At 45.5% G+C, this 9,888-nt stretch carries 10 protein-coding genes; 4 read left to right on the top strand and 6 right to left on the bottom strand.

Translation table 11 applies throughout. The annotated features are described in order from the left end of the window. Position 1 precedes the first annotated feature (1 nt). Positions 2–619, bottom strand: coding sequence for an exosortase family protein XrtG (gene xrtG, locus FC99_RS09420; protein ID WP_048734798.1), 618 nt, complete (start codon positions 617–619; stop codon positions 2–4). Positions 620–847: 228 nt separating this feature from the next. Further along, positions 848–1,495: a Firmicu-CTERM sorting domain-containing protein gene (locus FC99_RS09425; protein WP_048734795.1), complete on the bottom strand. Its 648-nt coding sequence runs from the start codon at positions 1,493–1,495 to the stop codon at positions 848–850. Positions 1,496–1,850: 355 nt separating this feature from the next. On the opposite strand from FC99_RS09425, the gene FC99_RS09430 reads away from it, so the two are divergent. The 3 genes from FC99_RS09430 to FC99_RS09440 are packed head-to-tail and all read left to right on the top strand — an operon-like array spanning position 1,851 to position 3,436. After that, positions 1,851–2,399, top strand: a complete 549-nt coding sequence (locus FC99_RS09430) for a DUF1697 domain-containing protein (protein ID WP_048734793.1) — start codon at positions 1,851–1,853, stop codon at positions 2,397–2,399. Continuing rightward, positions 2,392–2,802, top strand: coding sequence for a peptide deformylase (locus FC99_RS09435; protein WP_048734792.1), 411 nt, complete (start codon positions 2,392–2,394; stop codon positions 2,800–2,802). Before FC99_RS09430 ends, FC99_RS09435 begins: the two co-directional genes overlap by 8 nt. A gap of 16 nt (positions 2,803–2,818) precedes the next feature. Then, the gene (locus tag FC99_RS09440; protein ID WP_048734790.1) at positions 2,819–3,436 is read left to right on the top strand and encodes a sugar O-acetyltransferase; all 618 of its coding nucleotides are present in this window, start codon (positions 2,819–2,821) and stop codon (positions 3,434–3,436) included. A gap of 178 nt (positions 3,437–3,614) precedes the next feature. Here FC99_RS09440 and FC99_RS09445 read toward each other — a convergent pair whose 3' ends face one another. Together FC99_RS09445 and FC99_RS09450 are read right to left on the bottom strand one after the other, a co-directional pair. Then, complete coding sequence (locus FC99_RS09445; protein WP_048734787.1) at positions 3,615–3,983, bottom strand: hypothetical protein; 369 nt, start codon at positions 3,981–3,983, stop codon at positions 3,615–3,617. Positions 3,984–4,285: 302 nt separating this feature from the next. Continuing rightward, a complete protein-coding gene (locus FC99_RS09450; RefSeq protein WP_048734785.1) occupies positions 4,286–4,768 on the bottom strand; it encodes a hypothetical protein in 483 nt (160 codons plus the stop codon). 223 nt (positions 4,769–4,991) lie between these two features. On the opposite strand from FC99_RS09450, the gene FC99_RS09455 reads away from it, so the two are divergent. Next, positions 4,992–6,413 (top strand): APC family permease, encoded by a 1,422-nt coding sequence (locus FC99_RS09455; protein WP_048734783.1) that lies wholly within the window; start codon positions 4,992–4,994, stop codon positions 6,411–6,413. Positions 6,414–6,559: 146 nt separating this feature from the next. Here FC99_RS09455 and FC99_RS09460 read toward each other — a convergent pair whose 3' ends face one another. Beyond that, positions 6,560–8,380 carry a DUF262 domain-containing protein gene (locus FC99_RS09460; protein WP_156639358.1) on the bottom strand — a complete coding sequence of 607 codons (1,821 nt, stop codon included), beginning with the start codon at positions 8,378–8,380 and terminating at the stop codon, positions 6,560–6,562. Positions 8,381–8,697: 317 nt separating this feature from the next. Then, positions 8,698–9,888, bottom strand: a 1,191-nt coding sequence (locus FC99_RS09465) for a DUF262 domain-containing protein (protein ID WP_235805904.1), incomplete at its 5' end; no start/stop codon positions are given.

Consider the following 9,888-nt stretch of genomic DNA (forward strand, 5'->3'; position numbering starts at 1 on the left):
CTTAACCTCGTGAAAGACGCTTTTTGATAGTAAGAACGTGTCGTTTGAAATTGGTATAGAGGCTCTGCGAGAGCTGGGAATACGTGAAAACGTTGTAGTACAGCATGATGATCAGCAGGGAGAAAATAATCCGTCCCAACAGGGTGTGCGCCATGAAAAACCACTCGGCCCCGCCAAAATAGACGATGACAACCACGATCATTAGCCGAATCACATTTGATAAATAGATCCACAGCGCGCCCATGACCAGATAGAACACCTTTTCTGGCCGACCATACGTTGGATAAAAAGCCAGTAGACTGGCGAAAGCAGTCGTTTCGATGATGCCTGAACATTCATAGTCGATCGACATGGTAATGGGATTCATGCCATTGCCGATGTAGACGATGCCGTACTTGGCAAAGACCCGGCACCAGTGGGTCAGATCCCCCAGGCCAGAAACCCCGTTGATCACGGTGTGTGTCAGAAACCAGACCCAGTACGGGTTCCCCAAGGAGATTAGAATAAAGAACAGGCCAACGCTCCCCACAATAAAATAATACGCGGAAAGCCGAGCCCGTTTTAAAACTGAGATTGCATAAAGCCAACCGATCATGCCAAATAACAGATAACTATTCATTCAAATCAGCCCTTGCAACCTTACCTCGATGGTCGCAACGACCACGCCCACCGTGCATTTGGGCAACTAAGTTGAGTTCACGCATGACGCTGCCCCCTGATTTCATTTTTAGCTCATAAACCGTCAATGGATTAACTAGTTTTGTTGTGAGTTCTAATTAGCCCTCAAAAATGATGACTAATCACCATTTAACCAACATTTCCGATTAAGTGTGTAATTGGGACGGTGCTAAGCCAGTTTCCGACGACGACGCGCCATCTGAACGACAGCCACGATAGCAATGCTAAACCCAACGGCGACTAAGATGATGCCGCCAGTGCTCCCGCCAGTCGTCGTCAGCGTTTGCCCACCCAGAGCGGAATTACTGATGGAGATGTTTTGACTGGAAGTGGCAACCACGCCCAGGCCCGCAAATGGCAGGCTCATTTCGATCACGTCATGGTTCCCGTGACTATCTTTAGGTCGGGTCATCATGGCTTGGGCACCGCTGATGGCACTCCCGTTGGCGCTGACACTAACGGACGCACTCTTGCCGGCACCTAGTCCCCTGGCCTTACTGATGGAAATGTCGTAGGACTTCTTGCCGACGTTCAGCGTGAAGGAGCGGCTGGGCAGGCTCAGATAGCCGTGGCCACTGTCGTCAGGATCCATGTTCAGATAGAAATAAACGTTACTGTCGTCGGCAACTAACGAGCCCACGGCCCCATTGCTAAAGGTCGTCGACGGCTTATCATTCCAGTCACCGAAACTGCCATCAATACTAATGTTGAGCTTACTGTTTGACCCCGTGTCACCGGCCGCGTATGCGGAAATTGGACTACTCCCAAAGAACGCCAAGGCCAGGCAAGCTAAAATAACGAGCAACGATTTACGCATCTGTATCTCCTCCAATGACCACTACCGTTTTAGCTAATTCATACATTAGATTAACCTTTTAGTCCACGGTATGGTTAAGCCAATTGTACGCCGATTGTTTTGGGAAAGTAGCGTCGTTTTAAGCGATGTGTGTAGACGTTTTAAGGTTCATTTAAGGTCTACCTAAAATGACGATATGTTTTTCTGAAAACGGTTGATTAACTGCAGATCTTTATAGAAAGTCAATGTGTAACTTGACGTCCTAGTCAGGCATGTAGCTAAAAAAGTGTGCTCTTTTCAATTAGTAGGCGAAAATTCCGGCTAAAATGGTAACGCTTAACATGCTATACTAGAACCTAAACTGGAGGTGGGTTTCGTGAATTATCTCTTACTCCTGCGGGGCATCAACGTCGGTGGCAATCATCGTGTCCCCATGGCTGTGCTCCGCAACTTGCTGGCAGCGGCTGGCTTTACCGATGTCAGCTCCTACATCAACAGTGGCAATCTCTTCCTGAACAGCGACCTGCCAACCACCACTTGTGAAGAAAAGGTAGCGGACGTATTGGCCACTAACTTTGACTTTCCCATCGACTTTCGGCTACTCAGCGAACCGGATTTTCTGGCCGACCTCGCGCAGGCACCGTCCTGGTGGGGCGCTGACCCCACATTACGGCACAACGCGCTGTTCAAACTGAACACCTACGTATCGGAAAACGACACCTGGCTCACTGACCGGGTCACCGCAGATTACGATCAGGTGTTGGTGACGCCCAACGTGATCTTCTGGACGTCCACCCTCAAAGTCAATTTTAGCCGCTCATTCTACTCAAAAATTATGGGCACGCCATTTTACAAGCAGACCAGTGCCCGCAACTACAACACGACTACGAAACTTAAACAACTTTTGGAGGCTTCTCATGATTAAAACCGTCGTTCACGACCAAGCTCGTTTAGCACAAAAATCCCGACCAGCAACTAAGGCCAACGCCGCTACGGTCACTGACCTACTCGATACGCTCAAAGCCAGCAGCGAAAACTGCGTTGGCATGGCCGCCAACATGATCGGCATCAACCTGCGGATCATCGTCGTCGACATGGGCGTCATTCCCGTGGCCATGGTCAATCCCGTTATTACCAAGAAGTCCGGGGCCTACGCCACCCAGGAAGGCTGTTTATCGCTTCCCGGCGAACGGCCAACGACTCGCTACCAAAGCATCGACGTGGACTTTTTAAATCAAAATTTCCAAAAACAACACCAAACGTTCACTGGTTTTGTGGCCCAGATCATTCAACACGAAGTCGACCACTGTAACGGCATTATCATTTAAGGAGGGACCGAAAAATATGCTTGAAGAAGAAAAAAAGATGTTGGCCGGTAAATTGTACGACCCCACGATCCCCGAATTAGAGGCTCGCCGAGTGACCGCCCACGCCCTCTGTCAGGAATTAGGACAAACGCCCGAAACCAGTCCACGGCGGCAAGCCATTCAGGCCGAACTGTTTCCCGACAAGCCACAGGGACTTTTTGTTCAGGGCCCAGCTTTCGTCGACTACGGGACCCACACTCACTTTGGCAAGGACGTTTACCTCAACGCCAACCTGACTATTTTGGATACCTGCGATGTCGTCATTGGCGACAACTGTATGATCGGCCCCAATGCCAGCTTCGTGACCCCCATGCACCCGTTACTTTCGCGGGAACGCAACTTAAAAACGCGGCCAGATGGCTCCCAGTATGACCAAGAATACGGCAAGCCGCTGACCGTTGAAGCTAACTGTTGGTTAGCCAGCAACGTGACCGTTACCGGTGGCGTCACGATTGGTCATGACAGCGTGATTGGTGCGGGGAGCGTGGTCACGCGCGATATCCCCGCCAATTCGTTGGCGGTCGGCAATCCCTGCCGCGTGATTCGCACCATCACCGAGGAAGATTCCGTCAAATTGAAGAAGGAGCTCTACTAATAAGAAAAAATGTTGGTCAGCTCATTGGTGATGACTGCGATTAGCTCAAAACTGAAATTGTACTAAAAAAAGAGGCGATTGGTCGCCTCTTTTTTGATTTCTCTAATTTTAAATTACTGAAACGTGCGACAAAAGGCAGTCAATGAGCATTAACCGCCCCGTTGCCCCACCCTTCCTTTCACTCGTGTCGCGACAACTGAATCCAGCCCCAACCAATCAGGCCGAGGTTAAAAATCATCAATAGGGACCACAACCAAACGTACTCGTTAATGGTCGGTGCAATCGTACTCCACCAGAGAAAAATAGACATGAACGCAATAACACCGGCGTTTACGATCAGCCCCACCTTTTTCAGGCGCCGGCTTTTGGCAAAGAACGTCAAGCACACAATTACGCCCAGAACCGCAACCATCTGCAGGGAGCCTGCTTGCCAATGAAGTTCGGCACCCAAGCTCGTCAGGTCATCTGGGACAAACGTTAAAATTAGTAAGAAGAAAAACTCACCCACAATATTTAACAGTGGCACAAACCCATAGAGTTTCTGCATGGCAGTCCCCCCTTTTATTGGTTTACCTCACTGTAAAAAATTAGCGCCTGAAAGTAAACTAAAACGCAACATTTAAGTTATGTCACGGGACTAACTGAGCGGTCAAACTAAATACCACTCCACGAACCCCTAACTACAGTCTGGTGCTACTCATCAACTGATCATTACTCGCACTACACTAAAAATATCTTAATTTCTTTTGCACACAAAGACTCTCCAAGTTTGCTGAAACTAAAAAGATAGGTCGGCTGCGGAACCAACCAATGCATCGTTCGCCCCCAAGCCACGTTGACCACCTAATATTAATCTGTGGATGCTGACTCATCTCGCCGCCGAACATCGGATACGGGATTCAACCGTTGAATCAGTGTGATAACTTGCCATGGCTCTGTTGGTAAGGCCAGCCGTGGAAAACTATCGATGGGCGTACGCATCCTTACTTGGGTTGGTCGACTGAGCTGATAATCAATCACCGTGTCATGCGAGATGCTGTCCTTAACCCCCTGATACCCCTTCACATAGCGATCGACGCGGCCATTGAACTGCACCATGTCGCCGCGTTGAAGTTGCCCTAACTCGCGAAAGCCCTTGGTCAGGTTGAACCAGAGATGGTCGGCCATCAGTTTGTCGCCAACCACGAGGCGGACATCTCGCAGCAAAATCGTTGGTTCCTCCCCACGATAGCCCGCCTTGTATCCGTACCGTTCAAAGCGACCGTAGAACTGATGCCGCTCCTCCATGCCTAATTTCTCTAATCGTTGCCGCCGTGCTGCACGTACCTTCATTGCAAACGCCCCTCTCTACTGACTAACTCCGTAAAAAGAGGCGAAAAATTTGTGAGATTTAAAATTAATCTGTCGTTCCGTTAAACCGCTCAATGCTGATTGTGAATTACTCGAGACATATTCGTTGTTGATACCGTTTACATCACGTAGAATGAGGGAGGTAATTTCACAAGTACATACACCTCTGACGGCTGAACATTATTGACGAAAGTGAGCGATAATTATGCAAAATTTGTCCCGACACATCTCGTTCCCCCGCCTGTTGATCTTAGGCGCATCCAGCGTGATTGGCAGTAGCTGGATCTACACCAACGGAATTTTTTTCGAAAAATATGGTGCGGGCGGTGAAATCTTCGGCTTTGTCCTAGCCACCTTTATTACAATTCTGGCTTCCCTTTCCTTTGCGGAACTGTCTTCGATTTTTCCCCGCAGTGGTGGGCCAGTCGTTTATAGCTATTTGGCATTCGGTCAGAAATGGGCGTTCGCCACGGGCTGGGCGATTCTCGGTGCTTATCTGAGTGCCTTGTCGTTTTACGTGACCGCTTCAAGTATGCTGCTGGCCACGATTTTTCCACAGATGTCAGCGGGCCCGGGGTATACAATTGCTGGCGCTCACGTGTCATTGATTGAGTTGGCAGTCGGCGTGGCGTTCACCCTCTTCATTTTCTCGCTCAACATTCGCGGAACAAAGTTGACGGCGGGCGTACAGGCGATACTCTTCATCGGACTGCTCATCTTGGGGAGCGCGCTGGTCGTCACTGGCTTTACGCAAGGAAGTCCAGCTAATTTCTGGCCAGCATTCAGTGCGGGTAGCCAACCATTTGCTAACGTGGTCCGTTTCGTGTTGCCCGCCATGACGTTCCTGACGGGCTGGGAGGTCGTGACGATTCTGGCGGAAGAAGCGGCGATGCCCCCGAAGAAAATTGGGAAGGCGGTCGTTGGTGCCATTCTACTTGCGGCCGGCTATTACATCATCGTGCTATTGGCCAGCGCGTGGGTCTATCCGTGGCACAAGACGGCGACGTTCCCGATGGGGTCGATCACGGCGTTCACCAAAGCCGGCTTCCCGTTGTTGGGAACGGCGGCCTATCTGATTGCCTTTCTGGGATTATTCACAAGTTTCATTGGCCTGTTTACGGCGGCGCCCCGGTTGATCCTGTCGTTGGCCCGTGCGGGATTGTTGCCGCCAAAGTTCGCGGAGATTAGTGTCAAACGGAACACGCCAATCAACGCGACGATTCTGGTATTGGCGTTTGCGATTGGTTTTGGCTGGTTAGGTAAGGGCGCGATGACGTACTTTCTGGACCTGGGCGGCTTCTTCGTCGCAATGGCCTGGGCAATCACGGCGATGGCGCTGCGCCGGACCCGTCGCGACTACCCGACACTGGATGGCGGCTTTCGACTGCGTCACCTGTGGCCGAGTACGCTGGGTGGTCTACTGGCAGTCATCATTGCGGTAAGCACGCTGTACCCCAAGTCACCGGTAGCGTTGGCGTGGCCGACGGAATACATCATGCTAGCAGTCTGGATTGGTCTAGGCTTGCTGTTCTACTGGTTAGGCCGGTCGAATCACCAGGAAAAGGATCAGGCGTTGCACCATTTGCTGGGTGAGACCGAGTATCAACGTTTGAAAAAGAAGGCATAATGAAAACGGCCACCGTTGGGAAAGCGGTGGCCGTTTTTGTGTTAGTTGGTTTGGTCCTGTTTTAGGAGTTGAAGAAGCTAAACATTTGATTAGCTCAGTACTGGTCGCCCCATCCCAACCAATGAAAAATTATTTAATAACAAAAGCTAACTGTTACTCAAAGAAAAATCAGAAATCACTAAGTCGCTCAACTCTATCGTACGTCTCTCGATATCCTCGGGTGTCCAACTTGCTTTGGTATTAATTTTTTCTTCACTTTCTTTATTCGGAATAGATTCATTAATGAACAACCCGGTTTTCAATCCCGCATAATGCCCATCAACGACAAAATCACGCTTGAATTCAAAGCTCCGATCACTCATCTCAGAATTATATCCAGTTAATGTCAGATTGCCTAATTTATGCATATATTTATCTTGCTTCGTCGTTGCTTCATCGACATTGTCTGGAGAAATCATTTCCGGCCAACCATTCTTCAAATTGGAAGATTCTGGTAAAATATGTTCTAAGCTCCAACGTGGCATTTGTTTTTTCCCTTTGGAGACCATGTAATCATCCAAAGTATCTTTCGTTTGTTTATTAAAGAAGCTACCATGTTTTCTCTCTAAATTAATCAAAATAAAGCGCACTGTCCTTGGAGATATCTCATAAACAGCATCATCAAGCGCCACCTTAAACTCATTATCCGGAACACTAATCGTTTCTATCGTTTTTCGAACAGCTTCTTGAGCCTCCTTATCAAGCTGATCACTATGCTCAATTTTTCTCACAACGCTTAAAAATGCAGCTCGAATATTGGAGGCTTTTGGTTTTAGTACAATATTACGGCGGACATAAAATTTAACTAGTAGTGAAAAGATATCAATGACAGTTTGCTCTTGAATTTTTTCGTTTCGTAACTTATCTAATAACAGTAGCATCAGCGGATAGGACTGGGAAGCATCTAACTTCATCAGATCTTCTGTTACATCCATAACCTTTTCTCCAAAATCTACATCCTTATCCTGGTCAATAGCTGGAGAAATGAACGAGAACAACCGTGCACGGTTAATTAGCTTGTAAATATACTTGTATCCTTGATCATCAAAAACTGCTTGATATTTCTTTAGAGCCTTCGTCTTAGTGATGGACGATGTTTTCTTGCTAATAAATGTATCATAGTTATTCAACAAAAACTGTGTAATTGCTGTAGACTTGGCTTGTGAATCACCACTAACAAACATTGAAATTAACTGGTCCCATAATTCTGATGCCTTCTTTGTATCAATCTCATCAACTGTTGCTTTAATAAATGTTGACTTCAGTAAGTCAATTAACGTTAACGGTAATCCTTTCGCATTTAGAGAAGAAAAAACGGTAAACGCATCTACTAAGTCTCCCATTGTAATTCTCAATAAGATCAACGAATTCAGCTTGTCATAAAATCCTTTGAGCTCACTAAAATCTTCAAAATTTTCATCTACTAGTTCTGTAATAAATTTATAACGCTTTGCAAAGGCACGTGTTCCATACCTTGCCTTTTCCTTTTGGTCTAAAATTCCCAAATAGTTTTCAAATACTTCCGCATCTCGCTCTAGTAGCTTTAGTCTTGGACTGTCATTATCCAACTGCAATTTTCGCTTAATATCCGTTTCTAAACTAAAAATATCTCGTTGATTTTCTTTATATTTAGTCGAATTATTCTTTTCCTCCAAGTTTTCATAGATTGCTAGGAAAAATAACGCAATAGTTGTCAGCCTCTGTTGACCATCAACTACACTATATACCTCATCATTATCCTCACCCGACTCTTTAGTGACCAAAAGATTACCAATATAATATTTTTCATCTTCATTTAAAATATCATCAAATAGTTCCTCGATATTATCGATATTCCAAGAATATCCACGTTGATAACTAGGAATGACATATCGACTCCTACCCTCAATTGGAAATAACTCCGAAATTGGTTTTTGTGCCGGATCCAAATACAATATGACCGCCTCCGCTTAGTTGCTTTTGTAATTACCTTATATGGGATAATTATAGAACACAAATAACTCTTACAACTAACTTTATCTCTAAAGATAACTACGTATTTTTCTTCGAAATATTTTTTCAAAGGTATTTAACTGCATATTTTAGTTGTTGGTAATTAACAATTACTTGAATTCCGCTTGTAATATGGCAATAAAAAAGACGAATGATAAATAATATATGAGTAAAGATCAACTCATGGACTATCATTCGTCCTCTATATTCCAACACTAGTAATTATTAAGCTAAAACAATTTAATACCTAACCTCACCATACATTCACAGCATCATTAGCAAACACTGCCTGTCGTTTATTAATTTCAGTTACACCCCAACCGTGCTCACGAATAATATCAGCTAGTTCTTGATTGGCTTTTAATTCAGAACTCTTTAATTTTCTTTCAGCTTCATAGATATCAGAGAATCCCGATTTGACCAGACTCTTCTCAATAATCGTCCAGTTGCCAATGTTCTTTGAATACTCACTTAGCTTATTGTCATTGCTAATCTGAACGACACGATAACAATCATCATCGAACACTCTACCATAAAGCTCATCCTCCGAAAGACCTTCATAGCGATTGTTATAAATTTCTGACAAGATGTAGGCCAATACCCATTTGTTTCTCCCCTTATCGCCGCCGTCCTTTCGCAAAACGCTAAAGGATGCTTTAGTCTCTTCATTGCTCTTCAACATTTTACTATTGATACCATCGATAATTCTATCGACGCCTTGATAGTTTAAGTTCCAAATGTTCTTAGCAATTTCAGAGAAACCTACTTCTAAAGTATTGGTTCCATCATTAATAATCGTTCTGTGCCGAATAAAAATCGACAGAAGTTTGTTAACGACCATCAAGATATCATCATCCTTATAGTTTCTGTAGCTCATCGCAATGACGATCGGATAATACAACTTCACGTTAATTCTGGAGAAAATATCCAACCTCTGCATAATTCTTTGATCACTGAAATATTTTCGATGGTCTCCTGTCGTTGGTGACTCGAGTACGACGTATAGCTGGACTAGATTTTCTAAATCCGTTAGCAGGTCCTTAGCACTATTGACGTCCGTAATGCAGTCACTAACTTCTCGATAGAGCTTTGCCGTGGAGACAATTCGTTCCTTTGACGCCCAGTAAGTTCGAATAAACCGCGTAATTCGCTTACTATCATTATTTAAATATTCAGCCAGTTCTCCCCACATCTCATTCGACTCTTCTATGTTATTTTCCATCGTTGACATTAAGTGGTTCTTAATAATATCTGAAGGTGCTAGATCCTTCCCTCTGCTGTTCAGCGTTTCAAAAATAGTAAATGCATCCCGTCTGCTTGGTGCAGAGATCATGACTAAGTAGAATCGGCGCGAAAATGACAAAAAGATTTTCCGTAACAAATCGATCTGGGCGCGGCTCCTTGTCAAGTAGACAGCTAAATAATTAAAATCATTATGCAGTAT

It is taken from the genome of Levilactobacillus koreensis JCM 16448, assembly GCF_001435525.1.
Classification (GTDB): domain Bacteria; phylum Bacillota; class Bacilli; order Lactobacillales; family Lactobacillaceae; genus Levilactobacillus; species Levilactobacillus koreensis.

Excerpts from the sequence above, each read along its gene's own strand:
- xrtG (WP_048734798.1), bottom strand. The coding sequence starts at position 619 with ATGAATAGTTATCTGTTATTTGGCATGATCGGTTGGCTTTATGCAATC.
- FC99_RS09425 (WP_048734795.1), bottom strand. The coding sequence starts at position 1,495 with ATGCGTAAATCGTTGCTCGTTATTTTAGCTTGCCTGGCCTTGGCGTTC.
- FC99_RS09450 (WP_048734785.1), bottom strand. The coding sequence starts at position 4,768 with ATGAAGGTACGTGCAGCACGGCGGCAACGATTAGAGAAATTAGGCATG.
- FC99_RS09435 (WP_048734792.1), top strand. The coding sequence starts at position 2,392 with ATGATTAAAACCGTCGTTCACGACCAAGCTCGTTTAGCACAAAAATCC.
- FC99_RS09445 (WP_048734787.1), bottom strand. The coding sequence starts at position 3,983 with ATGCAGAAACTCTATGGGTTTGTGCCACTGTTAAATATTGTGGGTGAG.
- FC99_RS09440 (WP_048734790.1), top strand. The coding sequence starts at position 2,819 with ATGCTTGAAGAAGAAAAAAAGATGTTGGCCGGTAAATTGTACGACCCC.
- FC99_RS09455 (WP_048734783.1), top strand. The coding sequence starts at position 4,992 with ATGCAAAATTTGTCCCGACACATCTCGTTCCCCCGCCTGTTGATCTTA.